Genomic DNA, 24,706 nt, shown 5'->3' on the forward strand with positions numbered 1-24,706 from the left:
TCTCATGACGCTCCCTTTCGACGGCGCCATCTCCAGCTATTACGAGCATGACGCCCCCAAAACCGTCCGCGAGGCGATCCAGCGCGCGGACAAGGACGACATCCTCGACACCAGCTATCCTTATTCCGAAGGCATGAAATCCAAGGCCTACGACAAGGAAATGGAGCGTCTGCAAATCGAACTGGTCAAGATGCAGGCCTGGGCCAAGCAAACCGGCGCCCGTCTGGCCCTGGTGTTCGAAGGCAGGGATGCCGCCGGAAAAGGCGGAACAATCAAACGCTTCCGGATGAATCTTAATCCTCGTGGCGCGCGCGTCGTTGCGCTTGGGAAACCATCGGATCGCGAACAGACCCAATGGTATTTCCAGCGCTATATCGACCACCTGCCCGCCGCGGGCGAGATCGTCTTTTTCGACCGGTCGTGGTACAACCGTGGCGTCGTCGAACATGTCTTCGGCTTTACCGACAACGCCTCGCGGGAACATTTCTTCAGCCAAGTGCCGGCCTTTGAAAAGATGCTGGTGGACGAAGGCATACACCTGTTCAAATTCTGGCTGAACGTCGGACGTTCGGAACAGTTGCGGCGTTTTATGAAACGTGAAAGCGATCCGCTAAAGCAATGGAAACTCAGCCATATCGACGTCGAGGGGCTTGCGCGTTGGGATGCCTATTCCATCGCGATACAGGAAACGCTGGCGCGCAGCCATACCGCGCCTGCGCCATGGACGGTGATCCGTTCGGATGACAAGAAACGCGCCCGGCTCGCGGCGATCCGTCACGTACTGACCCATCTCGACTATGCCCGCAAAGACCCCAAATCCGTAGGAACGGTAGATCCCAAGGTCTTGGGCGGGCCGGAGATATGGGAAGCCTGAAGGCACCGCCAACAATCATGGTCAAGAAACGCGGATACCATCACGGCAACCTGCGCCAGGCGTTGGTCGAAGGCGCTCTGAAGCTGATCGAAGAGAAAGGCCCGTCTGGTTTCACCCTTTCAGAGGCCGCAAAACAGGCCGGCGTGACACCGGCCGCTGTCTACCGCCATTTTTCAGGCCGCGAGGACCTGATCGCCGAGGCCGCGCGCCAAGGTTATGAGATCTTCGCCGATGTCATGCAGTACGCCTATGACAAAGGTCAACCCTCGGCCCTTGCGGCTTTCGAGGCGACAGGACGTGCCTATCTTGCCTTCGCCCGGCGCTATCCCGGTCACTACATCGCGATGTTCGAGTCCGGCGTGTCGGTCAACCATTCGCCTGAACTGGCCGCGGTATCGGCTCGGGCCCGGGGCGTTCTGGAAAAAGCCGCCGAGCAACTGTCGCAGCACATCCCACCGGAAAAACGCCCGCCTCCGGCGATGTTCTCGGCCCACATCTGGGCGCTAAGTCACGGCGTGGTCGAACTTTTCGCCCGAAACTCCCCCGGCACCCAAGCGCCGTTTCCCCCCGAAGACCTGCTGGAAACCGGTATCGGCGTTTACCTGCGCGGGCTGGGTCTTTTGCCGGCGGATAAATGATCGCCGGTCATTAAACCGCGACCCGGCGCGCACCATGCGCTAGAACCACGCGCGGGAGAGTCGCCAGACAGACGACCGGAATTCAGACAACGGGGGCCGCGTGACCAAAACCTTTTTCCTTGGCCTTGGCGGGCAGAAATGCGGATCCACCTGGATTCAGGCCTATCTTGCGCGGCAACCCGGATCGGATTTTGGCCGCCTCGGCGAATACCAGACCTGGGAACACCATCTGGGCGGCGTCTTTGCGCGTTACCGTGCGGCAGAGCCTTCGTTGTTAGGCAAGCTTCGGGCCCGTGCGAAAACCACCTTCGGCGCGCTGGAACCCGCCGCGCATCTGCGCTGGCGCCTGCAAAAGGATCCGAACCAGTATTTCGATTATTTCGCAGGCCTCCTGTCGCGCGACGGGATCACGCGCACCGGTGACATCACCCCGTCTTACGCCGAACTCCCCGCCGAACGGCTTCAGTCGATCATTGACGGGTTCAGGACCCGCGGGATTACGGTCAAACTCCTGTTTTCCATGCGCGATCCGGTGGATCGGCTGCGCTCGCAACTGCGCATGGAGATGGAAAAAGGGCGCCTGCCGGAAAGTCCGGACAACGACGGCCCCATGCGGGCCTTCTATGCCACAACCGAGGCCGAGGCGCGCAGCCGATACGATCGAACGCTAAACCGGATCGAAGCCGTTTTTGCCCCGCAAGACGTCTTTCTGACCCCGTTCGAAACGCTCTTCACCGCTGACGGCATCGCCGGTTTATCGCGTTTTGCAAACGTGCCTGTCGATGCTCAGGCCGGCATGCGCGCGGTCAACAGCCGGGCCAAAGGATCGGGCCTGTCCGAAGAGCTCGAATCCGAAATTGCCCGCCACTATGCCCCGGTCTACGAGGCCACCGCGCACCGCCTGCCACAGGTCCGCGAGGCATGGCCGTCGGCGCGCTTTGTCTGGCCCACAGCCGCATGATGCCAGCCTACCAGCGCATCAAACCACAGTCGATCAGCCCCTCCGGCCCATCGTAAGCCACCGAATTATCGTCAAGAAATCCATTCTCGACGCCATCCATACGCTCCAGCAATTCGGCGTAGTAACGATATTTCGCCGCCGCATTGGCATGCGCCCCCCATGCGGTGGCGCGCGCGATCTTGTCGGCAAATTGCGCGGTAAAGACGAAATGCGCCACGGTCAGCAAAACATCGGACGACGGTGGCAGATTGCCAAAATGCGATCCGGTCAGCCGGCTTTGCGCACTGCGCAAAACGATGGGCGTCTTATGGCGCGGCGATTTCTGGAACTGCTGCGCCTTCTTTTCCCGCGAGGACATCCAGACTTTCTGCCAGCCCCGTCGAACAACTTTAGGTTCAATCTCGAACGTACTGAAAAGGCGAGCCGTTTTCGCCTTGCCAATCAGATCGGGCTGCGCCCCTTCACGCAAGGCGACCAGCTTTTCACACTGGTAATAGGGATAGGCCGCGATCAACCCCTCGAAACTTTGCGGTAAGGGGCCCGCCAGACCTGACGCCGCGGCCGGAAAGAACTCCACCACAGAGGCAATGGCCGAAGGCGCCCCAACCCCTTTCAGCCGCGCAATCACCTCTGCCACCGACCCAACCCCCGGCGGAAGGATCAGGAACTCATCCGCATCCACATAAGAAACATAAGCCCCGTCAAAGAACAGATGCGGCAGAGCGATCTTCATATAGGTGCCAAGCCGCTCTTCCCGGCTTTCCCCCTCCGGATCCCGGAACTTCAGCAGGCTGCCGAAACCAAGCCCCTCTGATCGCATGACAACCACATCCGGCTGCGCACGCAGATAATCAAAGGACCCGTCATTGCTGCTGTCGTCCCAGATCAGGAACTGTTCAAACCCGATACCGCGATGATGCGCCAGCCACGCCGGCAGAAACCCCATCTCGTTCTTCATGGTCGAAAACAGCGTCAGACGCGCCGGATCCACCTCACCCGAGACCACCCGCGCCAGCCGCCCCGCATCCTCGATCCCATAAGTCTCCATGACGCCTCGCCGTTTCTTCTGTCTGCAAATATCCCGGGGGGCTTGCCGCAGGCAAGTGGGGGCAGCGCCCCCGCGCCGCCTCGCAGAGGCGGCCACCAAAAAAGAAGGGGCCCCGAAGGGCCCCTGCAATCTGCCAATTCGAAACGATCAGCGCTTCGAGAACTGGAACGAACGACGCGCCTTGCGCTTACCGAACTTCTTCCGTTCCACGACACGGCTGTCGCGGGTCAGGAAGCCGGCTGCCTTGAGCGCACCGCGCAGGGCCGGGTTGTACAGTTGCAGCGCCTTCGAGATGCCGTGCTTGACCGCACCGGCCTGACCGGTCAGGCCACCGCCCTTGACGGTTGCCATGACGTCGAATTCACCTTCGACACCGGCCACCTGGAACGGCTGACGCAGGATCAGCTGCAGAACCGGACGCGCGAAATATTTGTCCATTTCCTTGCCGTTCACGGTCACCTTGCCCGAACCCGGCTTGATCCAGACGCGGGCCACCGCGTCCTTCCGCTTGCCGGTTGCATAGGAACGGCCCAGTTCGTCACGAACCGGCTCACGCGGGGCTTCTTCGACGACGACAGCGGCGTCAACGCCAGCTGCGGCGCCCAGCTCTTCCAGAGAGTTGATCTGATCAGCCATTACTGTGCCACCCGGGTGTTCTTGGAGTTCTTCGATTTCACGTCCAGAACCTCGGGGTTCTGAGCGTCATGCGGGTGCTCGGCGCCCGCGTAGATGCGCAGGTTGGTCAGCTGCTTGCGCGACAGGCGGTTGCCCGGCAGCATGCGCTTGACGGCCTGAAAGACCACACGCTCGGGGTGCGCGCCTTCGAGGATCTGCGCCTTGGTGCGCGACTTGATGCCGCCCGGGTGGCCGGTGTGCCAGTAGAAGTTCTCTTCGCGCTTCTTGCCGGTCAGCTGCACCTTGTCCGCGTTCACGATGATGACATTGTCACCCATGTCCATGTGCGGGGTGAAGGAGGGCTTGTGCTTGCCGCGCAGCCGCATGGCGACGATCGAGGCGAGACGGCCGAGAACGATGCCTTCGGCGTCGATCACGATCCATTTCTTGTCGATGTCTGCCGGAGTTGCAGAGTAGGTTTTCATCAGGGTCTGGTCCGTTCGATTGAGAAGGGCCAAGGCATGCGCCCCGGCCCGAAATTCGATTGCGCCGTTATACGCAGGCAAATTTTCCAGTCAAGCGCCGCAAGCCTGAAATTACCAAGCAAAAACAATCGGTTAAAATTACGGTATCTATATACCCCAAAAGTTCACCCCCTCCGTCAAGCTCGGGGCCGGCAAACAGGTCAGGGATTACCGCCTTGCAGAGCCTTCCCGCCCCATGCAGTCTTGCCCGAACGAACACAAGACCATCACGGACCAAATGACTTTCCTTCCCGCCGTCGGCCCCATTCTGGCCGGTCTTGCCCTTCTGGGGCTCTCTACCGCGACCGGCGCGGGCGCGATGCGCAAGCTGGTCCGCGTCTACGAAGCCAAACACGAACTCAAACAGGGCTCGGCGGGCTTTTTCCGCACCCTTGCCGGCTGGTCATGGATCGGCATCTGGGCCATGGCCACATGGTTTTTCGCCACCATCATAGGGGACTGGGCAATCTCGGGCGATCTGTCGGCGGCGGTCGCGCGCTCGTGGTTGCGGCTGGAAATCCTGCTGCATATCGCCAGCGCCCTGTCGGAGGCGGATTCGTGAGCGCGCTGGATGCGACCCAATCCGAGCTGAGCTGCCCGGCCTGCGGCGGCCAATGCCTTTACGACCCCGGTGTTCAATCCCTCCAATGCACCAGTTGCGGCACCACGCGCAGCCTTGAAACGCCATGGGACAGCGCCGCCAGCGCCGAGACCGACTATCACGAAGACACCGAAGAAACCCTGCCCCCGGTCCTGCCCGACAGCCGCGCCCATCGGTGCGAAACCTGCGGCGGCGAAGTGGTCTTTACCGGTGCGGCGCTTTCGGATCGCTGCCCTTATTGCGATGGCGCCGTGGTGCTGTCCTCGGCCGACACCGGCTATCGCACGACAGCTCTGATCCCGTTCCGGGTGCCGGAAAAGGACGCGCAGGCCCATGCGCTGAAATGGATACGCGGACGGCTGGCCGCGCCGCGCGGGTTGGCGGATGTGGTGGCCAAGGGCCGCGTGGCCGGGCTCTATGCGCCGTTCTGGACCTTCGACAGCACCGAGGTCGTGGACTACTGGGCCAGCTATACCGAAGGCAGCGGCAAGAACAAACGCAGGCGCAAGACCAAGGGCAAGATGACCGTCGAATTCGACGATCTCTTGATGCCGGCAAGCCCGCATGTGACCCCGCTGATCCGCGATGGCATCCTGCATCATTTCGACCCGCGCCGCCTGCGCCCCTATCGGGCCGGATACCTTGCCGGTTTTGCCGCCGAACGCCACCACCAAAGCGTCGCCGATGGGCTGGCCGCCAATGCCGCCGACAAGAAACTGCTGATCCGCAACCGCATCAAACGACACATCAACAAGAGCGGCGTATCGAACATCGGCTTCAACGCCGACACCAGCGGCATCCGTTACCGACGGATCCTGCTGCCGGTCTGGATCCTGCACTATCGCTGGGACGACAAACCGATGAAGGTTGTGGTCTCGGGGCTGGATGGGCGCACCTTTGGCGAACGCCCGTTCTGCCGCTGGAAGCTGACCGGTTACGCCGCTGCGGCCAGCCTTGCGATCATCGCTTTCGGGTTGGCCTGGGGGGCCGGTGCGGCGCCATAGTGCCGGGATCACAGGTTTTTCGCGCATGCAGCAAGAAAGCCCTTGAACGACTCGGGCCGGGCTCTTAGGTGGGCCTCACTTTCGGAACCGATCCCAACCCGGACGCCCAGCCCATCGCTGGGCTTATGTGTCTCTGGGGGGCGCTAAGGGACCGACTGGAACGCACTGCTGGATTGAAGGAGGCACGTCATGAAAGACGTAAACCTCTTCCAACTGGGGTACGGTCTGGAGACAGGCGCCCATGAGGAAGACACCACCCGGGGTCTGACCCCTGCAAATGAGTCCGTTTCGCCGCGCGACGTCTTTGACGAAGACCGCGAGGACCATTTCATCCGCCGCGACGGCAATGTCTTTGCCGGAACGCATCTGATCATCGAAGTGGTCAACGGCAAGGGGCTGGACGACGAAGCCCGCATTCAACAGGCCTTTCGCGATTGCGTCGACACCTGCGGCGCGACGCTGCTGCATATCCACACGCACAAGTTCAGCCCGCAGGGCGTGAGCGGCGTGGCCGTGCTGGCCGAAAGCCACATCTCGGTCCACACATGGCCGGAAATCGGCTATGGAGCCTTTGACGTATTCATGTGCGGCGATGCGCAACCGTGGAAAGCGGTCGATGTGCTGGGACGCGCATTTGCCACTTCGGACGTGCGCGTCAAGGAACTGTTGCGCGGCGAAGGCGTCGTGTCCGAGGCTGGCGTTGCGGCCTGAACAAGGTCCGCCCGCACCACGTCAACCAAAGGGCGGCCCGGCCGCCCTTTTTCATGTCCAGAGTTGAGATACCCGCCGCGCCCCCTATCCTGCGCGGCGACCAGAGGCAGGAGACCCGCATGACCGATCACCCCGAATGGATGCGCGAACAGCTGCACCGCCACTATGCGCAGGGCTTTACCGTCGACAAGCTGCTGTATGACAGCGAAACCGACCACCAGCGCCTGCGCGTTTTCGAAAACGGCAGCTTTGGCCGCATCCTGACGCTGGACGACGTGATCCAGACCACCGAAGGCGACAATTTCATCTATCACGAGATGCTGACACATGTGCCGATCCTTGCCCACGGCGCGGCGCGGCGCGTCTGCATCGTCGGCGGCGGCGATGGCGGCATGGCCCGCGAAGTCCTGAAGCACAGCAGTGTGAATCATGTCACCATGGTGGAAATCGACGCCGGTGTGGTGGAATTCTCCAAGGAATACCTGCCGATGCTCAGCCAGGGCGCCTTTGACGATCCGCGGCTGGAGCTGGTGATCGCCGATGGCGCAGAGTTCATGAAGACCACACAGGGCGGCTATGATGTCATCATTGTCGACAGCACCGATCCGATCGGGCCGGGTGAAGTGTTGTTCACCGATACATTCTATGGTCACGCCAAGCGCGCGCTGACCCCCGGCGGCATCCTGGTCACCCAGAACGGCGTGCCCTTCATGCAGGGCGACGAGCTGACCAACACCATGCGTGCCTTCAAGGCGCTGTTCGCCGATGCCAGCTGTTACATGGCCACCGTCCCCACATATGCCGGCGGCCCCATGGCCTTTGGCTGGGGCACCGATAGCGAGGCGCGTCAGGTGTCGCTGCCGGATCTTCAGGCCCGGTTTGCCGCATCCCGCCTTGCGCCCGATTATTACACCCCGGAGGTTCACAAGGCCGCCTTTGCCCTGCCGGGCTATGTGCTGAAACTCATGCCATAGCGGGGGGCGCTGCCCCCTCTTGGCCATACGGCCAATTCACCCCCGGGATATTTGAGGACAGAAGAAACGGCGATCCTTGCGTGGCGTTGTTGTGCCGATGTTGTGCCGGTGTTGTGCCGGACCGGGACGGTGGCGCCCTCTGGGCACGTGACGTCACGGGTTTCCGCGCCATGGCCCCTCCCGCTATCGTTCCAGAGTGGAATTCGGGAGGGCAGGCATGTTGGACACAGTGAACATTTTCGAGGCGGATGGCATCGCGGAGGTCGTTCTGAACCGTCCCGACAAGCACAATGCCGTGGACATGTCGGTGTTCGAAGGGCTGGCACGCGCCGGTGAGAAGCTGAAACAGGCCGAGGGTTTGCGCGCGGTGATCCTGCGGGGCGAGGGTGCGCATTTTTGTTCCGGGATCGACACGGGCCTGTTTACCGCCGAGCGTGACATGCAGGCGCTGGTCGCGCAGATCCTTGAGGTTCCCGACGGGGAAGCGGCCAATTTCTTTCAGAAGCCGTGTATCGTCTGGCAGGAGTTGGAGGTTCCGGTCATCGCCGCCCTTCACGGCGTTGCCTATGGCGCGGGGTTGCAGATTGCGCTTGGGGCCGACATCCGGCTGGCAGCGCGTGATGCCCGCATGTCCGTGATGGAGATTGCCTGGGGCCTGATCCCCGACATGGGGATTACCGCCACCCTGCCCCGGCTCATGCGTGCGGATCTGGCGAAGGAATTGATCTTTACCGGGCGAATCGTCGAGGCGGACGAAGCCGCCCGGCTGGGTCTGGTTACGCGGGTTTGCGACGATCCACTGGCCGAGGCGCGCAGCCTGGCGGCGGCGATGGCCGGGAACAACCCCGATGCCATGCGTCGGAACAAACGGCTGATCAACGAGACATGGCAGATGGACCGCGCCGATGCGCTGCGGCTGGAGGCCGTGTTGCAGGCCGAGGTCATCGGTCAGCCAAACCAGATCGAGGCCGTTATGGCGCGCATACAGAAACGCGCGCCGGTCTTTCGTTAGCGCTTGGGCGGGATCGAATAGGTGAGCGAGGCATGGGCCAGCGGCTTTGGATCGCCTTCGGAGAACAGCAGCACATCCAGCACCGCAAGGCTGCGGCCCAGTTTCAGCACCCGCGTTTCCGCGATCACGTCGACACCGGCAGGCGGTTTGCGCATGAAATCGATCGAGCAATGGGTGGTGACGGTCAGCGCCTCGCGTCCGATCCGCGCCAGAACGGCCACATAGGCCGACACATCCGCGAGGCTGAACATCGCGGGGCCGGATACCGTGCCCCCCGGGCGCAGGTACCGGTCATTCTGCAACAGCCGCATCACCAGCAGATCTTCGTCGAGGCGGTCGATACCAAAGACCCCCTTCACCTCGGGAAACACCTCGTCGAGGTAGGGCATCATCTCTTCATGCGGGATCTTCAGCGGCACGGTCTTTCCTCCTTGGCTGGGCGCACCTAAGCTGCCCCAAACACGGAGGACAAGATGGAAATCCTGGAACGTCGCGACGCCGGTGGCATCGCATATCTGCACATGAACTCTCCGGACCGGCTGAATGCCCTCTCGGACGAGATGCTGGCCGCGCTACAGGGCCAGATCGACGCGCTGGCGGAGGATCGGGACACGCGCGTGGTGGTGATTTCCGGTGCCGGCAAGGCTTTTTGCGCGGGGCACGACCTGAAACAAATGCAGGCCGGACGGCAGGCCGAGGATGGCGGCAAGGCCTATTTCACGGACCTTTTTGGACGCTGTGCCAAGGTCATGACCGGCCTGACCCGCCTGCCCCAGCCAGTGATCGCGCAGGTCCATGGAATCGCCACGGCTGCCGGGTGCCAGATGGTTGCCTCTTGCGATCTGGCCGTGGCTGCCGAAGGCACGCGATTTGGGGTGAACGGGGTGAATATCGGCTTGTTCTGTTCGACCCCGATGGTGGCCCTGTCGCGCAATGTGCACCGCAAGAAAGCCTTCGAAATGCTGACGACCGGCCGTTTCCTGTCTGCCCAGGAGGCCGAGAGCGCCGGTTTGATCAACAAGGTTGTTGCGGCGGAACACCTGGCGACCACCACGCAGGAACTGGCTGACACGCTGGCAGGCAAGCTGACGGCGGCGGTCAAGATCGGCAAATCCGCCTTTTACGAACAGATGACCATGGGGCTGGACGAAGCCTATGCCTACACCGGCCAAGTCATGGTGGAAAACATGCTCTGGCGCGACACCGACGAAGGGATCTCGGCCTTCCTTGAAAAGCGCCCGCCGGACTGGGCACCCAAGGGCTAAGCCCCGCATCGTTGCCTGACCGGTTGCCTTTGGCCTAGGCTGACGACAAGCGGAAACCACCAAGGGGCCTTGGCAGAACGCCTGCCATGGCCTAGATGCGCGCCATGACAGAGAAATTGCATATCGTCGGCGGCGGCATGGCCGGGTCCGAAGCGGCCTGGCAGGCTGCCAACTTGGGTGTCGAGGTGGTCCTGCACGAGATGCGCCCAAAGGTGAAAACCTTTGCGCATCAGACTGGAAACCTTGGGGAAATGGTCTGCTCCAACTCGTTCCGCTCGGACGATTCCGAACAGAACGCGGTTGGGTTGCTGCATTGGGAGATGTTGCAAGCCGGTGGGCTGATCATGTCGACGGCCTATGACAAGCGCCTGCCCGCGGGCGGCGCGTTGGCCGTGGATCGAGAAGGATTTGCAGAGGCGGTGACCGCAAAGCTGCGGGCGCATCCCTCCATCCAGATTTCATACGACGAGGTGACCGACCTGCCGGACGAGGGGCAGTGGATTTTTGCCACCGGGCCGCTGACCTCTCCCGCCCTTGGCGACGCAATCCAGCGCGAGACCGGTTCGGACCGGTTGGCCTTTTTCGATGCCATCGCGCCCATTGTCTATGCCGAAAGCATCGACATGTCCGTCGCCTGGCGGCAATCGCGCTATGACAAGGGCGAGACCGAAGAAGAGCAGAAAGCCTATCTTAACTGTCCGATGACAAGGGACCAGTACGAGGCATTCATCGACGCGCTTCTGGCCGCCGACAAGACGGAATTCCACGAGGGTGAAACCGCGGGCTATTTCGATGGCTGCCTGCCTATCGAAGTGATGGCGGAACGCGGCCGTGAGACCCTGCGCCACGGTCCGATGAAACCGATTGGCCTGACAAATGCGCATAAACCCGAGGAAAAACCCTACGCCGTGGTCCAGCTGCGCCGGGACAATGCCCTGGGGACGCTATACAATATCGTCGGCTTTCAGACAAAGATGAAGTATGGCGCGCAAGCCTCTGTTTTCAAAATGATTCCCGGTCTGGAAAATGCCAGCTTTGCGCGTCTTGGCGGCATCCACCGCAATACGTTCCTGAACAGCCCGACGTTGCTGGACAACCAGATGCGTCTGCGCTCCAAGCCCAATATTCGCTTCGCCGGACAGGTCACCGGTGTCGAGGGTTACGTGGAATCCGCGGCAATGGGCCTGCTGGCCGGGCGCATGGCTGCGGCCGAAATCCTTGGCAAACCGATGCCCGAGGTTCCGCAGGACAGCGCCCATGGCGCCCTGATCCACCACATCACCGGTGGCGCCGAAGCCAAGACCTTTCAACCGATGAACGTTAACTTTGGCCTGTTCCGCCCGCTGGAAGGGCTTCGCGGAGGACGCAAGGGCCGCCGGGAACGTTACAAAGGATATACAGACCGCGCGAAAGAGGTCTGGGGCGCGTGGCTGGCCGAACAAGGCCTTGACGAACAGGCGGCGGAGTAGAACCCTGACGGTATGAGCGACGATCATTTCGACAAGGTCTACAAGGCGCGGAACGAGGCAGAGACTCGCGCGCTATATGACGACTGGGCCAAAACCTACGAGGCATCGGTCGAGGCAGAGGGCTATGCGACGCCGGGCCGATGCGCGGCGGCGCTTCATGCCTTCGTGACCAACCCGGACGCGCCGATACTCGATTTTGGCTGCGGCACGGGCTTGTCTGGACTGGCGCTGCGATTGGCCGGTTTCACCACCATTGACGGTGTGGACCTGTCGCCGGGCATGCTGGAAAAAGCCGGCGAAAAGAACATCTACCGGAAACTCACCGCCATCGACCCGGATCAGCCGGTGCCGGGTGGCTACGCTGCGATTGCCGCAATCGGTGTGATCGGGCTGGGTGCCGCGCCTCTCTCTGCGCTCCAGCGGATTTTCGATGCTTTGGACACGGGTGAGAAATGCGTGTTTTCCTTCAATGATCACACATTGGAAGATCCGCAGTTTCAAGGCTGTGTCGACACGGTACTGGCCGAGGGCCGGTTTCGCGAACTGTTCCGGGAACATGGCGATCACCTGCCCGGACTTGACATGAAGTCCACCGTCTACGTTCTTGAAAAATTGTGACATTCACCACCCGCTTTGCACCGTCCCCAACCGGTCCGCTGCATTTGGGGCACGCCTATTCTGCGCTGTTGGCGCATGATATGACGCGTCAGGCCAATGGACGCTTTCTGCTTCGGATCGAAGACATTGACCACACCCGCTCTCGTCCCGCTTGGGAGCAGCAGATCTACGATGACCTGACATGGCTGGGTGTGACATGGGACGCGCCGCCGATGCGTCAATCGGACAGGCAAGCGGCCTATCGTGAAGGGTTGCACGACCTCTGGGCACGCGGCCTGCTCTATGCTTGCACCTGCACGCGCCGGGATATTGCCGCCGCCGTTTCGGCCCCCCAGGAAGGCGCAGAGCCGATGCATGGACCGGACGGACTGATCTATCCCGGCACCTGCCGTCACCGCTATCCGCGAAACACCGCACAACCGCCCGAAGGCACCGCTCTGCGGCTGGACATGGAGGCCGCCCTTGCCAGCCTGAACGGGGCGTCTTTGCGCTATTGCGAAACAGGCCCGGCAGGCACCCGACCGGGACAGACCATCGCGCCCCCTGCCCGTCACATGACTTTAAATATTGGCGATATCGTTCTGTCCAGAAAGGATTTTCTTGGATCGTACCACCTGTCGGTCGTGCTGGACGATGCCGCACAGGGGATCACCGATGTGATCCGTGGACAGGATCTTGCCGACGCCACGGCGATCCACGTCCTGTTGCAGGCACTGCTTGGGTTGCCGACCCCGACCTACTTGCATCACCGCCTGATCCGGGACGAAACCGGGCGTCGCCTAGCCAAACGCGACGACGCCCGATCCATTGCCACCTACCGCGCCGAGGGGCTGTCACCCTCCGATATTCGCACGAAAGTCGGCTTGTAAGCTATTGCTTTAACTTTATTCCATCGGCTTCATCAGCTCGACTTCCTCGCCATCGCGCACGGCCGTGTAAAAACAGGACCGCCGATTGGTGTGGCAGGCCGGACCGGTCTGACGCACCAGCGCCAAGAGGCAATCCCGGTCACAATCGACCCGGAAATCCACCAGTTCCTGGACATGCCCCGAGGTTTCGCCCTTGATCCAAAAGGCCTGCCGGGACCGCGACCAATAGGTGACACGCCCGGTTTCCAGCGTCTTGGCCACAGATTCGGCATTCATCCACGCCATCATCAGCACCTCGCCGCCATCGGCGTCCTGGGCAATGCAGGGGATCAGCCCGCTGTCGTCGTACTTTAGTGTAGAGGGATCAAAAGCCATGGGAAAAACCTTTTGCATCGGGGGACTCGCCGCCTATGTATGGGAGACCCGAAGCAGGAGAAAGCCATGAGCGGCGAAACCGACCTGATCAAACTCTATTCCGGTCGCATCCTCGAACTGGCGGCGGATATTCCGAACAACCAGCGGCTTGACGATCCGCAAGTCAGCGTCAAGAAGCGGTCGCCGCTGTGCGGGTCGACCGTGACCGTGGACCTGAGCATGCAGGACGGCAAGGTTTCTGCCTTTGGTCAGGACGTAAAGGCCTGCGCCCTCGGTCAAGCAGCGGCATCGGTTGTCGGGTCGGCCATCGTCGGCCGCAGCGCCGAGGAAATCCTCGCCGCGCGCGATGCGCTGCGTGCCATGCTCAAGGAAGACGGCCCCACGCCGCCCGCCCCCTTTGACGGGCTCGAAGTCCTGCGCCCGGCGGCGGCCTACAAGAACCGCCATGCTTCGATCATGTTGGCGCTGGATGCGGCCAGCGAAGCCGTTCAGGAAGCCCGGGAAACGCATTCGGCTTAACCCTCTGTTGGTCTTCCTGCCGTAGGCAGGCAGAAAACAGAGGCACGCCATGCAGCACCCCCAGAATCTGACCACACCTGACCAGACACAGGAACTTGCCCAGTTGACCGAGGCCGCCAGCGGGCTTGGCCGCGAAACCGTGGACATCGGCGGCTTTCTTCAGGATCTGGACAACCGGTGCCAACAGCAACTGTCTGAACTGTCAGACGCGGGCCAACAGACGGCGACCCTTGCCGAAGTCAGCGCACGCATGTTGCAAGCCGTGGACCAGATGGCGGGCACGGCGGACGAAACACTTGGCCGGGTCCAATCTTCGGTGCGCATGATCGGAGAAAGCGGCCAGAACTCACAAGTTCTTGCGGAGTGGGTCCGTTCTGTCCACGCAGGCAGCGCCGAGGTCGAGGAGATGCTGAACGCGGTCCAAAGCTCGAACACGCTGATTTCGGACATCGCCTGGCAGGTTCACATCCTTGCCGTCAACGCCAAGATCGAGGCCGCGCGCGCCGGGCAGGCTGGCAAAGGTTTTGCCATCGTTGCGGAATCCGTCAAGGATCTCAGTCAGAAGACCGCAGATGCGGCGCAGAAGATCGATGAAACGGTGGCGCGTCTTTCCGAGTGGATGTCGCGCCTGCACAATGAGGCGCGGACAACGGCGCAACAGGCCGACAGCGTCTTGTCGCAGGCCGGTGAAACCGATCATGCGCTGGCCGACATCCAGCAAGGTATCGGCACGCTGCGGGACGGGGCTCAGGGACTGTCGACAGAGGCAGAACAGGCACGCGCAGCAGTGGACAGCACCCGCGCCGGTGTCGACCGCATCTCAGCCTCTGTCACCAAGGTGGCCGCCGGCGTGGATGAGGCTTCGCGCCGCTGTTTCAGCCTGATCGACACCTCGGAAGAGATCCTGCAACACGCTGTGGCGCTTGGTGGCAACGGCGCGGACGGCGCTATGATCACGCTGGTGCAGGATCTGGCCGGACAGGTGGCGCAGGCCATGACCCGGGCACTGGACAAGGGGCGCATTACCGAAAGCGACCTGTTCGCGCGCCAGTATCGCCCCATCCCGGGCACAGATCCGGAACAGGTGCTGGCCCCGTTCACCCGTCTGACAGATGAAATCCTGCCGCCCATCCAGGACCCGGTTCTGCAACAGGACACACGGATCGTCTTTTGCGCAGCCGTGGATCAGAATGGTTATCTGCCAACCCATAACCGCCAGTTTTCGCACCCGCAGGGACAGGATCCGGTCTGGAACGCCGCCCACTGCCGCAATCGACGCATGTTCGATGACCGTGTCGGGTTGAAAGCCGGGCGCAGCACCAAGCCGTTCCTTTTGCAGGTCTATCGACGCGACATGGGCGGTGAAACCTTTGTTATGATGAAAGATCTGTCTGCCCCGATCACCGTCCGCGGTCGCCATTGGGGCGGCCTGCGCCTCGCCTACAAGTTCTGAGCGGCCCATAAAAAAGCCGCCGCTCTCCGGGACAGGGAGGGCGGCGGCAAGGGGCGTGTCGCTCCATAGACCCGGGGGTGTGATCGGTCACAGGCAGGCAAACCGACTTGGGGACAGGTGGCACATCGGGACAGGAGATGTGCAAAGACCCCGGGCTACAGACACGCAGGCAGAAACCGGAAAACTCAGAGAACGGATGGCAGGTGCAACGCCCCGAAGAAGATCACCACCAAGGACATGGCGCCCAGCGTATCCTGCCACAGCGTGGCGTGCTGGCGCTGAAGGGCGGTCTTGACGGTATCGATCATGGCGCTGCTCCAATGTTCCGTTTGTTGACCCTTTGTTCTCATATTCTTAACGTCGTGTAAAGAACTTAATGAGAACATTTGAGAACAAATTGAGCTCAAGCGGTAAACAGGCTGGAAACCAAGCGCGCGCTGCCTTGGTCGCCACCTCTTGTGTGCCCCCGGACGATGCACCGGAACAGGGATGGATCAGCCGACGCCGATAAGGCGGATCGCCTCGTCCTGCCGCATCAGCCACAGCAGCAGCCTGGCCGCCTGCCCGCGCGGACCGGTCAGGTCAGGATCCTCGGCCAGCAGGCGGCGCGCATCCGTTTGCGCCACGGCCATCAAGCCCGCCTGACGTTCCAGATCGGCAACACGGAACTTGGGCAGCCCCGACTGCGCCAGCCCGATCAGGTCACCGGCACCGCGCATTTCCAGATCCACCTCGGCAATGCGGAACCCGTCTTCGGTCTCACGCAGGGTGGTCAGCCGCTTCATCCCGGTTTCCGACAGCGGCGGCTGGTACATCAGCAAACAGGTCGAGGCCGCTTCGCCTCGGCCGACCCGCCCTCGCAACTGGTGCAACTGTGCAAGACCAAAGCTTTCCGCCCGCTCGATCACCATGATCGAGGCATTGGGCACGTTGACGCCAACCTCGATCACCGTGGTCGCCACAAGAACCGAGGTTTCCCCGGCCACAAAGCGCGCCATGGCGGCGTCTTTCTCGGAGGGCGGCAACTGTCCATGGACCAGCCCGACAACGCCTTCGCCAAGGGCCGCGCGCAGATGTTGGAACCGGGCTTCGGCGGCAACCAGATCCGAGCTTTCGCTTTCCTCGACCAGCGGGCAGACCCAATAGGCCTGCCGCCCTTCCGCGATGGCGCGGCGCAGGTGATCGACCACCTCTTCGATCCGTTCATTGGACAGAAGCGCCGTCTTGATCGGTTTGCGGCCCGGCGGTTTTTCATCCAGCACCGAAACGTCCATGTCGCCATATTGCGCCAGCGCAAGGCTGCGCGGGATCGGCGTGGCTGTCATGACCAGCACATCCGCGGCGGCGCCCTTCTTGCCCAACTCCATGCGCTGACGAACGCCAAAGCGATGTTGTTCATCGACGATGGCCAGGCGCAAATCCGCAAAAGCCACGTCCGCCTGAAACACCGCATGGGTGCCGACGAGGATCTGGATATCCCCCCGCGCAAGCGCCGCCAGCTTGGCCTTGCGCTCTGCGCCCTTGTCGCGTCCCGTCAACAGTTCCAGCACAACGCCCGCGCTTTCGGCCAAGGGCTGCAACCCTTCCAGATGCTGCCGCGCGAGAATTTCGGTCGGGGCCATCATGACGCCCTGCCCGCCCGCCTCCACCGCCGTCAACAGCGCCATGAAGGCGACCAGCGTCTTGCCCGCGCCCACGTCGCCCTGCAACAGCCGGTTCATGCGCTGCGGCTTGGCCATATCCTCGGCGATTTCCGTAATCGCCAGCTTTTGCGCCCCGGTCGGCGCATAAGGCAAGGCGGCCAGCACACGGTCCCGCAAGCGCCCGTCGCCCCGCGTGACAAACCCTGACGCACGCCGCCGGTTGGCCCGCGCCAAAGCCAATGTCAGCTGATGTGCCATCAGTTCGTCATAGGCCAGCCGAACCCGCGCCGGTGCCGTCGGCGACAGATCCTGCACCCCGGTCGGAGCGTGAACCAGACGCAGCGCCTCGTTCCAATCCGGCCAAGCCTCCGAAGATTTTTGAACCGTATCAATCCATTCCGGCAGGTCCGGGATCCGGGACAGCGCATCCGCCATGGCCCGCGACATCAGCTTTTGCGTGATATTGCCGGTCAGCGGATAAACCGGTTCGAACCCCGGAAGCTGATCCGCCTCATCGGGGTTCAACATGTGATCGGGGTGAACCATCTGCGGGACACCGTCGAACAGTTCGACCCGTCCAGACAGAATGCGCCTTTGACCTGTCGGCAAAGCGCGCTGGAGATAGTCACCTCCGCCGCGAAAGAACACAACCTGAAAGCGGGTTCGCGCATCATCGGCCTCGATCCGGTAGGCCCCGCCCTTGCGCGTGGCGGGCCGATGGCGTCCGATCAAAGCCTCGACCGTGGCCACGCCCGGCAGTTCCGCTTCGATCACGCTATCGCGCAACCGCCTGTCGATCCCCGAATACGGCAGAGTAAACAGCAGATCGCGTGGCGTTTCGATCCCCGCCCCGGCCAAGGCCTGCGCGGATTTGGGGCCGATCCCGTCCAGCCCGGTAAGATCCGCAAACAGCGGCCAGAGTGGCTCGGGCCGTCCGGTCATGCGCCGATCAACTCCAGCCAGCCATCCTCATCCAGAACGGTCAACCCCAGTTCACGCGCCTTGGTTTCCTTGCTGCCCGCGCCCGGACCGGCGACAACGATATCGGTCTTTTTCGACACCGACCCGGACACCTTGGCCCCCAGCGCCTCGGCCCGCGCCTTGGCTTCGGCGCGGGTCATCTTTTCGAGGCTGCCGGTAAAGACCACGGTCTTGCCCGCAACGGGCGACCCTTCGGTGGCAGGACGTTCGGGCGCGCTGACCCGCAAATGCGCCGTCAACCGATCGATCGAGGCCCGCTCTTGCGGGTTGGCCAATGCGTCCGACAGGGACAGAACCAAAACCGCGCCAATGCCGTCGATCCCGGTCAGTTCCCCCCAGGCTTCATGCGCTTCTGCCGGAATGTCCAACTCCGCCATCGCCGCGTCGCGTGTTTCCTTGATGCGGGCACGGCGGCTTTCTTCGGCTGATCTGGTCCGCTCGGCGCGTTCCGCTTCATCCGCCGCGCGATGGGCAAGGGCCGCCGGCCGTGCTGCGTCGACGGTGCGCGCCAGGGCTTCCCACGATCCGAAATGCAACGCCAGGTCGCGGGCCGCGGCCTCTCCGACGTGGCGGATGCCAAGCGCAAAGATCAGGCGTTCCAAGGCAATGTCACGCCGGGTCTGAATGGCCGCAAACAGGTTGGTCGCGGATTTTTCACCCCAGCCGTCGCGGTTCTTCAATCGCGCCAATGCCCCGGCATCCCGGGTTTCAAGCGTAAAGATCTCGGCCGGTTCGCGGATCGGCAGAACTTCGTCGTGAAAGAACATCTCGACTTGTTTGGCACCAAGTCCCTCGATGTCGAAGGCACCGCGCGACACAAAATGCTTCAGCTTTTCAACGGCCTGCGCGGGGCAGATCAAGCCGCCCGTACACCGCCGGACCGAGTCGCCCTCCTCGCGCATCGCGGCACTGTCACATTCCGGGCAGGAGGTCGGAAACTGGTAGGGCTGGGCATCTTCCGGGCGTTTGGACAGATCCACATCCGCCACCTTGGGGATCACGTCTCCGGCGCGGTAGACCTGCACCCAATCGCCGATGCGAATGTCCTTGCCATCCCGGATCGGGTTGCCGCTGCTGTCGCGGCCCGCAATATAATCCTCGTTGTGCAGTGTCGCGTTCGACACGACAACGCCACCAACCGTCACGGGCGTCAGGCGGGCCACCGGCGACAAGGCCCCCGTCCGTCCGACCTGAATGTCGATGGCCTCCAGCCGGGTCCATGCCAGTTCGGCGGGAAACTTGTGGGCGATTGCCCATCGCGGCGTGGTTGACCGGAAACCCAACCGCTCTTGCAAAGACAGGTCATTAACCTTGTAGACCACGCCGTCGATGTCATAGCCAAGCGTGGCGCGCTGCTCTTCGATTTCAGCGTAATGTGCCAGCATTTCCGCCGGTCCATCACAAAGCCGGGTCAGCGGGTTGGTCTGGAACCCCAGCGCGGCAAAGCGTTCGATCGCGGCGATCTGGGTGTCGGCCAGCGGTTCGGACAGTTCCCCCCAGGAATAGGCAAAGAACCGCAGCGGGCGGGCTCGGGTGATTTCGGCGTCCAGTTGGCGCAGGGATCCTGCGGCAGCGTTGCGGGGGTTGGCAAAGATCTTGCCGCCCCGTTCCGTCTGCCGCTGGTTCAGCGCCTCGAAATCCGCGTGGCTCATGTAGACTTCGCCGCGCACCTCAAGAACGTCAGGCACATCGGACAAGTTCTGCGGAACATCGGCGATTGTCAGCGCGTTGGCGGTGACGTTTTCGCCCTCTGCCCCGTCACCGCGTGTCGCCGCCTGCACCAATTTGCCCTTTTCATACCGAAGCGACAGCGACAGCCCGTCGATTTTCGGTTCGGCGGTATAGTTGAGCGGATCCGTGGCCCCAAGACCAAGGTAGCGCCGGATCGAACTGTCGAAATCCGTGATGTCACTGTCTTCAAACGCGTTGGCCAGCGACATCATCCGGACGCTGTGACGAACCTTCGAAAAGCCTTCGGCCGGCGCGGCGCCGACCTGTTCAGTCGGGCTGTCGGCACGTTTCAATTCGGGAAAACGCGCCTCGATCTCAGCGTTGCGACGTTTGAGCCGATCATACTCGGCGTCCGAAATCTCGGGCGCGTCTTCCCTGTGATAGGCTTGGTTTGCCTCTGCCAGAATCGCAGAAAGAGACGCGAGTTCCTCTCGCGCCTCAGACTCGGTCAGTGTGTCGACCTGTTTTTCGTTGAACGGTGTTCCGCCCATGCCCGCCCCCGCGTTTCACTTGTCAGAGTGATAGGCGCGCCGCGTGGCAAGGTCCAGCGTTCAGCCGTTTGCGGCGATGGCCTTGGGCTCATCCTGACTGGGTTCTGGATCGCGCAGCACATAGCCGCGGCCCCAGACCGTTTCGATGTAATTGTCATCGCCCGTCGCCTCGGACAGCTTTTTGCGCAACTTGCAGATAAAGACGTCGATGATCTTCAGTTCCGGTTCGTCCATACCGCCGTACAGATGATTGAGGAACATCTCTTTGGTCAAGGTCGTTCCCTTGCGCAAAGACAGCAGTTCCAGCATCTGGTATTCCTTGCCGGTCAGGTGCACCGGCTTGCTGGCCACCTCCACCGTTTTCGCGTCAAGGTTGACCGAGATCTTGCCGGTTCGAATGATCGACTGCGAGTGCCCCTTGGACCGCCGAATGATCGCGTGGATGCGCGCCACCAGTTCATCGCGGTGGAAAGGCTTGGTCATGTAGTCGTCCGCGCCAAAGCCGAAACCCTTGATCTTGGACTGGGTGTCATCCTCGCCGGTCAGGATCAGGATCGGCGTGTCGATCCGTGCCACGCGCAACTGCCGCAGAACCTCGTGTCCGTTCATGTCCGGCAGGTTGAGATCCAGCAAAATAAGGTCGTAATCGTAGAGCTTTGCCAGATCGATCCCTTCTTCGCCCATGTCGGTGGAATAGACGTTGAGGTTCGCGTGGCTCAGCATCAACTCGATGCTTTTCGACGTGGTCGGATCATCTTCAACCAACAGGATGCGCATGTGCTGTCTCCAGGCAATGTCTTCGGGTTGAACTCAAGTTGCGCGAAAAAGGTTAACGCCCCCTTACCATAACTGCCCGCTTTAAGATTTCAACTCATGGTTGACGATATTTTTGCACCCGGGTGACCTTCAAGGCGTCCTCACCGTGTTGCGTCGCGGCCTTGACCCACTCCAGCAGTTCCTCGTCACTCAGGCTGTAGCGGTCCTTGGCCTGATCATGGGTCAAGAGCCCGAATGTCACCGCCTTGACCACCGCCGCCTTGCGAGAAGCCACCCACCGGCGGGTTTCCTTCGGAGGCAGATCGGCGCGGGTCATCGTGCTGCCATCGGGAAGCCTGACCGCGCGCGGACCGTCGATCTTCTTGAGAAACATGCTGCCAACTCCAAAAACTGCGTTGGAAGGCATAAAGCCACGCGGCACTTAACGACGACTGAAACGCCCCCTTGAGAGTATTTCGGATTTTCCTATATTCCCCGGCATTCCAAGGAGAGACGTCATGCCGCTCGACACGCGCCCGCTGAATTCGCTGGGCCTGCCCAAACCGCCGTCCGAAACCCGTGTCGTCGTCGCCATGTCCGGCGGCGTGGACAGTTCCGTGGTGGCCGCCATGCTGAAGGAAGAAGGCTATGATGTGGTCGGCGTGACCCTTCAGCTTTATGACCACGGCGCGGCGCTGGCCAAGAAAGGCGCCTGCTGCGCGGGAATCGACATCCACGATGCGCGCCGCGTGGCGGAATCCATGGGATTCCCGCATTACGTTCTGGACTATGAAAACATCTTCCGCGAGGCGGTGATCGACGAATTCGCCGACAGCTACCTTGGCGGCGCAACGCCGGTGCCCTGTATCCGCTGCAATGAACGCGTCAAGTTCAAGGACCTTCTGGAAACCGCCAAGGATCTGGATGCCGATTGCATGGCCACCGGCCATTACATCCAGCGCAAACAAGGCGCGCATGGCCCCGAGCTGCATTCGGCCGAAGACGCCTCGCGCGACCAAAGCTATTTCCTGTTCTCGACCACACCGGAGCAGTTGGATTTCCTGCGTTTCCCGCTGGGCCACCTGCCCTCCAAGGACGAAACCCGCGCGCTGGCGGCGAAATATGGTCTGAGCGTGGCGATGAAGCCCGACAGTCAGGACATCTGCTTTGTTCCCGACGGCAACTACGCCGCCGTGATCGAAAAGCTGCGCCCCGGCGCTGCCGAACCGGGTGAGATCGTCCATGCGGACGGCCGCGTTCTGGGTGAACACAATGGCGTCATCCATTACACCATCGGCCAGCGGCGCGGCCTTGGCATCGGTGGCCTGTCCGATCCGCTCTACGTGGTGAAACTGGACGTCGAGAACCGCAAGGTGGTGGTCGGCCCGAAAGAGATGTTGGCCACACGCAAGATTCCCGTGCGCGAAATCAACTGGCTGGGTGACGATCCCTTCACCAGCCGCGACGAATGGGAACTGCTGGTCAAGGTCCGCTCAACCCGCCCCCCGCGTGAGGCCGTCATCCGCCCGATTTCGGACACCGAGGCCGAAATCGAATTGCTGGTGGCCGAAGAGGGCGTCAGCCCGGGGCAGGCCTGCGTTTTCTACGCGCCCGAGGGCTCACGCATCTTCGGCGGCGGCTGGATCTGGCGCGGATACTGACCCGCAAAGCCACCCTCTGCGGGCTTCTGCCCGAAGCCCCTGCCACCGGTTAACAATCACCGCGCCCCCATGTCCGGGGCGCGGTTTTCTTTCCAAAGGAAGCTTGGCGTCAGGCGCGTTCCGGGTCCAGCGTGACCGACCAAAGCTCGACATCCGCGCGATCCATCAGGCGCACTTTCATCTGCTCGGTGGCACCGTCGATATCCACGAGACCAAAGAACTGTAGCCCCATCGACGGCGGCAGGTTCGCGCCCTGCTCGGCAGTCGGCGCTTTTACGAATTTCACTTCGGGGCCAAAAGTCATGTCCAGACCGTTGGGGCCAAAAGTGCCCGCGTGGATCGGCCCCGAAACGAATTCCCAGAACGGTTCAAAGTCCTGAAAAGCCGCCCGGTCGGGCGAATAATGATGCGCCGCCGTGTAATGCACATCGGCGGTCAGCCAGACCGTGTTCTTGACGCCCGCCGTCTTGATAAAGCGCAGAAGGTCCGCAATTTCCAACTCACGGCCCTTGGCATCGCCGTCGTCACCGTTTGCGATGGCTTCGACACCGGATTGCGTGGCCCACTGATCCCAGACAATGACACCGATCGGCATATCCGAGGCGATCACTTTCCAAGTGGCATCGGATTGCGCCAGCTCCCGCTTCAGCCAGGCCACCTGTTCGGCCCCCAGACCACGGCTGTCCGGCGTCATGTCGGATTGCATACCGTCCGAGTTCGGCCCGCGATAGCTGCGCAGATCCAGAAAGAACACGTCCAGCATGGGACCGTAAGAAATCTTGCGATACACGCGACCGGGTTCCGCGGGCGTATAGCGGATCGGAGCCATCTCGTGAAAGGCCCGCCCCGCCCGCGCCGCCAGCACATCGACCGATTTTTCGGTATAGCGGTCATCCGCGGTCAGATCCTTGGACGCCGACCAGTTGTTCACAACCTCATGGTCATCCCACTGGAAAAAGGTCGGCAGTTGCGCATTCATCGCCTGCAAATGCGCGTCCATCATGTTGTATTTCCACTGGCCACGGAACTCGGCAAGCGTCTCTGCCACCTTGCGCTTTTCCTCGATCAGCGTGGTGTTCTTCCAAATCACCTCGCCATCTTTCTCGACCTCGTCCTTCATCGGACCGTCGGCATAGATCGTGTCGCCGGAATGGATGAAGAAATCAGGCTCATGACCGGCCATGGTGGCATAGGTCAGCATCCCCTCGTCATCGATGCCCCAGCCCTGACCAGCGGTATCCCCGGACCATGCAAAACGCACCGACCGGCGCGATCCGGGCGCCGTACGGAACCGGCCGGTGATCGGCTCGGAAACGGCATTCACATCGTTCAGATCGGCAGCGGTGAACCGGTAGAAAACCTCCTGATCCGAGACCAGCCCCGTCAACAGGCGCTTGACGGCGAAATCGCTCTCGGGCAGCGCGTTCAGCGGCGCCAGACGGCGCGCATCGGCAAAGCTCTCCGTGGTCGACACTTCCATCATCACCCGGGACGGGCGATCCGTGCGGGTCCAGATCATGCCGCTGGACAGATCGACATCGCCGGACTGGACACCATGCGTAAACACCGGACGCGCACCCGCGCGCGAAATCGCGGGCATGGCCAGCGAGGCCGCAAATGCAGTGGAACCGGCAAGGAAACCGCGACGGCTGGGACGCGGCAAGAGGAGACGGGCTTTGGACATGGCATGTCACCTGGAAATTGTTGGAAAAAGCCCCGCACGGGGACCCGCCCTAAGTCTCCAGCCGACACGACATTGCCGTTGCGATCTTGCGACGTTTCCAAGAAGCCTTTGTAACAGACACCGCCCCACTGTTTCTTCTTGGCGACAATACTCCGGGGAGTCGCAGCACCGCTGCGACGGGGCAGCGCCCCGCACCAAGGCGCGGGCCACAGGCCCGGGCCGAGGCAAA

At 62.0% G+C, this 24,706-nt stretch carries 25 protein-coding genes and 1 pseudogene; 15 read left to right on the forward strand and 11 right to left on the reverse strand.

The genetic code is table 11. The features are described 5' to 3' along the window. Positions 1-4: 4 nt before the first annotated feature. From ppk2 to KJP30_RS04045, 3 genes are all read left to right on the forward strand, one after another. Positions 5-874, forward strand: coding sequence for a polyphosphate kinase 2 (gene ppk2 / locus KJP30_RS04035; protein WP_218447708.1), 870 nt, complete (start codon positions 5-7; stop codon positions 872-874). A 17-nt stretch (positions 875-891) separates the two neighbouring features. Further along, entirely contained in the window at positions 892-1,512 is a 621-nt protein-coding gene (locus tag KJP30_RS04040) for a TetR/AcrR family transcriptional regulator (RefSeq protein WP_218447709.1), read from the forward strand. Positions 1,513-1,612: 100 nt separating this feature from the next. Then, positions 1,613-2,473, forward strand: a complete 861-nt coding sequence (locus tag KJP30_RS04045; protein ID WP_218447710.1) for a sulfotransferase family protein — start codon at positions 1,613-1,615, stop codon at positions 2,471-2,473. 7 nt (positions 2,474-2,480) lie between these two features. On the opposite strand, the gene KJP30_RS04050 is transcribed toward KJP30_RS04045, so the two are convergent. The 3 genes from KJP30_RS04050 to rplM all read right to left on the reverse strand — a co-directional run bounded on the left by KJP30_RS04050 (position 2,481) and on the right by rplM (position 4,621). Continuing rightward, positions 2,481-3,521 (reverse strand): glycosyltransferase family 2 protein, encoded by a 1,041-nt coding sequence (locus KJP30_RS04050; protein WP_218447711.1) that lies wholly within the window; start codon positions 3,519-3,521, stop codon positions 2,481-2,483. A 147-nt stretch (positions 3,522-3,668) separates the two neighbouring features. Next, the gene (gene rpsI, locus KJP30_RS04055) at positions 3,669-4,157 is read right to left on the reverse strand and encodes a 30S ribosomal protein S9 (protein ID WP_218447712.1); all 489 of its coding nucleotides are present in this window, start codon (positions 4,155-4,157) and stop codon (positions 3,669-3,671) included. Further along, a complete protein-coding gene (gene rplM / locus KJP30_RS04060) occupies positions 4,157-4,621 on the reverse strand; it encodes a 50S ribosomal protein L13 (protein ID WP_218447713.1) in 465 nt (154 codons plus the stop codon). The genes rpsI and rplM overlap by 1 nt, the downstream gene beginning before the upstream one ends. A 277-nt stretch (positions 4,622-4,898) precedes the next feature. On the opposite strand from rplM, the gene KJP30_RS04065 reads away from it, so the two are divergent. The 5 genes from KJP30_RS04065 (at position 4,899) to KJP30_RS04085 (ending at position 8,962) form a co-directional block, all read left to right on the forward strand. Beyond that, positions 4,899-5,222 (forward strand): hypothetical protein, encoded by a 324-nt coding sequence (locus KJP30_RS04065; protein ID WP_218447714.1) that lies wholly within the window; start codon positions 4,899-4,901, stop codon positions 5,220-5,222. After that, complete coding sequence (locus tag KJP30_RS04070; RefSeq protein WP_218447715.1) at positions 5,219-6,265, forward strand: hypothetical protein; 1,047 nt, start codon at positions 5,219-5,221, stop codon at positions 6,263-6,265. Before KJP30_RS04065 ends, KJP30_RS04070 begins: the two co-directional genes overlap by 4 nt. Positions 6,266-6,454: 189 nt before the next feature. Next, positions 6,455-6,976 (forward strand): adenosylmethionine decarboxylase, encoded by a 522-nt coding sequence (gene speD / locus KJP30_RS04075; protein WP_218447716.1) that lies wholly within the window; start codon positions 6,455-6,457, stop codon positions 6,974-6,976. A 119-nt stretch (positions 6,977-7,095) separates the two neighbouring features. Then, positions 7,096-7,950, forward strand: coding sequence for a polyamine aminopropyltransferase (gene speE / locus KJP30_RS04080; RefSeq protein WP_218447717.1), 855 nt, complete (start codon positions 7,096-7,098; stop codon positions 7,948-7,950). A 217-nt stretch (positions 7,951-8,167) separates the two neighbouring features. Then, a complete protein-coding gene (locus tag KJP30_RS04085; protein WP_218447718.1) occupies positions 8,168-8,962 on the forward strand; it encodes a crotonase/enoyl-CoA hydratase family protein in 795 nt (264 codons plus the stop codon). Here KJP30_RS04085 and KJP30_RS04090 read toward each other — a convergent pair. Then, entirely contained in the window at positions 8,959-9,354 is a 396-nt protein-coding gene (locus tag KJP30_RS04090) for a PaaI family thioesterase (RefSeq protein ID WP_218448423.1), read from the reverse strand. The genes KJP30_RS04085 and KJP30_RS04090 overlap by 4 nt on opposite strands. 72 nt (positions 9,355-9,426) lie before the next feature. On the opposite strand from KJP30_RS04090, the pseudogene KJP30_RS04095 reads away from it, so the two are divergent. The 4 genes and pseudogenes from KJP30_RS04095 to gluQRS all read left to right on the forward strand — a co-directional run. Further along, positions 9,427-10,227 (forward strand): annotated as a pseudogene (locus KJP30_RS04095) (enoyl-CoA hydratase); the annotation flags it as partial. Positions 10,228-10,331: 104 nt separating this feature from the next. Beyond that, a complete protein-coding gene (gene trmFO / locus KJP30_RS04100) occupies positions 10,332-11,696 on the forward strand; it encodes a methylenetetrahydrofolate--tRNA-(uracil(54)-C(5))-methyltransferase (FADH(2)-oxidizing) TrmFO (RefSeq protein WP_218447720.1) in 1,365 nt (454 codons plus the stop codon). Positions 11,697-11,708: 12 nt separating this feature from the next. Then, positions 11,709-12,314 (forward strand): class I SAM-dependent DNA methyltransferase, encoded by a 606-nt coding sequence (locus KJP30_RS04105; RefSeq protein WP_218447721.1) that lies wholly within the window; start codon positions 11,709-11,711, stop codon positions 12,312-12,314. Further along, the gene (gene gluQRS, locus KJP30_RS04110; RefSeq protein WP_218447722.1) at positions 12,311-13,183 is read left to right on the forward strand and encodes a tRNA glutamyl-Q(34) synthetase GluQRS; all 873 of its coding nucleotides are present in this window, start codon (positions 12,311-12,313) and stop codon (positions 13,181-13,183) included. The genes KJP30_RS04105 and gluQRS overlap by 4 nt, the downstream gene beginning before the upstream one ends. Before the next feature lie 15 nt (positions 13,184-13,198). Here the strand turns inward: gluQRS and hisI are convergent, their stop codons facing one another. Beyond that, positions 13,199-13,576 carry a phosphoribosyl-AMP cyclohydrolase gene (gene hisI, locus KJP30_RS04115; protein WP_218447723.1) on the reverse strand — a complete coding sequence of 126 codons (378 nt, stop codon included), beginning with the start codon at positions 13,574-13,576 and terminating at the stop codon, positions 13,199-13,201. Positions 13,577-13,624: 48 nt separating this feature from the next. On the opposite strand from hisI, the gene KJP30_RS04120 reads away from it, so the two are divergent. Both KJP30_RS04120 and KJP30_RS04125 read left to right on the forward strand, forming a co-directional pair. Then, positions 13,625-14,077 carry an iron-sulfur cluster assembly scaffold protein gene (locus KJP30_RS04120; RefSeq protein ID WP_218447724.1) on the forward strand — a complete coding sequence of 151 codons (453 nt, stop codon included), beginning with the start codon at positions 13,625-13,627 and terminating at the stop codon, positions 14,075-14,077. A 49-nt stretch (positions 14,078-14,126) separates the two neighbouring features. Then, positions 14,127-15,530, forward strand: coding sequence for a methyl-accepting chemotaxis protein (locus KJP30_RS04125; RefSeq protein WP_218447725.1), 1,404 nt, complete (start codon positions 14,127-14,129; stop codon positions 15,528-15,530). A gap of 185 nt (positions 15,531-15,715) precedes the next feature. Here the strand turns inward: KJP30_RS04125 and KJP30_RS25025 are convergent, their stop codons facing one another. From KJP30_RS25025 to sciP, 5 genes are all read right to left on the reverse strand, one after another. Beyond that, complete coding sequence (locus KJP30_RS25025; protein WP_261332031.1) at positions 15,716-15,838, reverse strand: hypothetical protein; 123 nt, start codon at positions 15,836-15,838, stop codon at positions 15,716-15,718. A gap of 186 nt (positions 15,839-16,024) precedes the next feature. Next, positions 16,025-18,115, reverse strand: coding sequence for an ATP-dependent DNA helicase RecG (recG, locus tag KJP30_RS04130; protein WP_218447726.1), 2,091 nt, complete (start codon positions 18,113-18,115; stop codon positions 16,025-16,027). Next, positions 18,112-20,376 carry an NAD-dependent DNA ligase LigA gene (ligA, locus tag KJP30_RS04135; protein WP_218447727.1) on the reverse strand — a complete coding sequence of 755 codons (2,265 nt, stop codon included), beginning with the start codon at positions 20,374-20,376 and terminating at the stop codon, positions 18,112-18,114. The genes recG and ligA overlap by 4 nt, the downstream gene beginning before the upstream one ends. Before the next feature lie 60 nt (positions 20,377-20,436). Beyond that, the gene (gene ctrA, locus KJP30_RS04140) at positions 20,437-21,153 is read right to left on the reverse strand and encodes a response regulator transcription factor CtrA (protein WP_218447728.1); all 717 of its coding nucleotides are present in this window, start codon (positions 21,151-21,153) and stop codon (positions 20,437-20,439) included. Between the two features lie 94 nt (positions 21,154-21,247). Then, positions 21,248-21,526 carry a CtrA inhibitor SciP gene (sciP, locus tag KJP30_RS04145; protein WP_218447729.1) on the reverse strand — a complete coding sequence of 93 codons (279 nt, stop codon included), beginning with the start codon at positions 21,524-21,526 and terminating at the stop codon, positions 21,248-21,250. A 124-nt stretch (positions 21,527-21,650) separates the two neighbouring features. On the opposite strand from sciP, the gene mnmA reads away from it, so the two are divergent. Beyond that, complete coding sequence (mnmA, locus tag KJP30_RS04150) at positions 21,651-22,793, forward strand: tRNA 2-thiouridine(34) synthase MnmA (protein WP_218447730.1); 1,143 nt, start codon at positions 21,651-21,653, stop codon at positions 22,791-22,793. Between the two features lie 109 nt (positions 22,794-22,902). Here the strand turns inward: mnmA and KJP30_RS04155 are convergent, their stop codons facing one another. Then, the gene (locus KJP30_RS04155) at positions 22,903-24,477 is read right to left on the reverse strand and encodes an alkaline phosphatase D family protein (protein WP_218447731.1); all 1,575 of its coding nucleotides are present in this window, start codon (positions 24,475-24,477) and stop codon (positions 22,903-22,905) included. Positions 24,478-24,706 lie beyond the last annotated feature (229 nt).

It is taken from the genome of Antarctobacter sediminis, from assembly GCF_019218285.1.
GTDB lineage: Bacteria > Pseudomonadota > Alphaproteobacteria > Rhodobacterales > Rhodobacteraceae > Antarctobacter > Antarctobacter sediminis.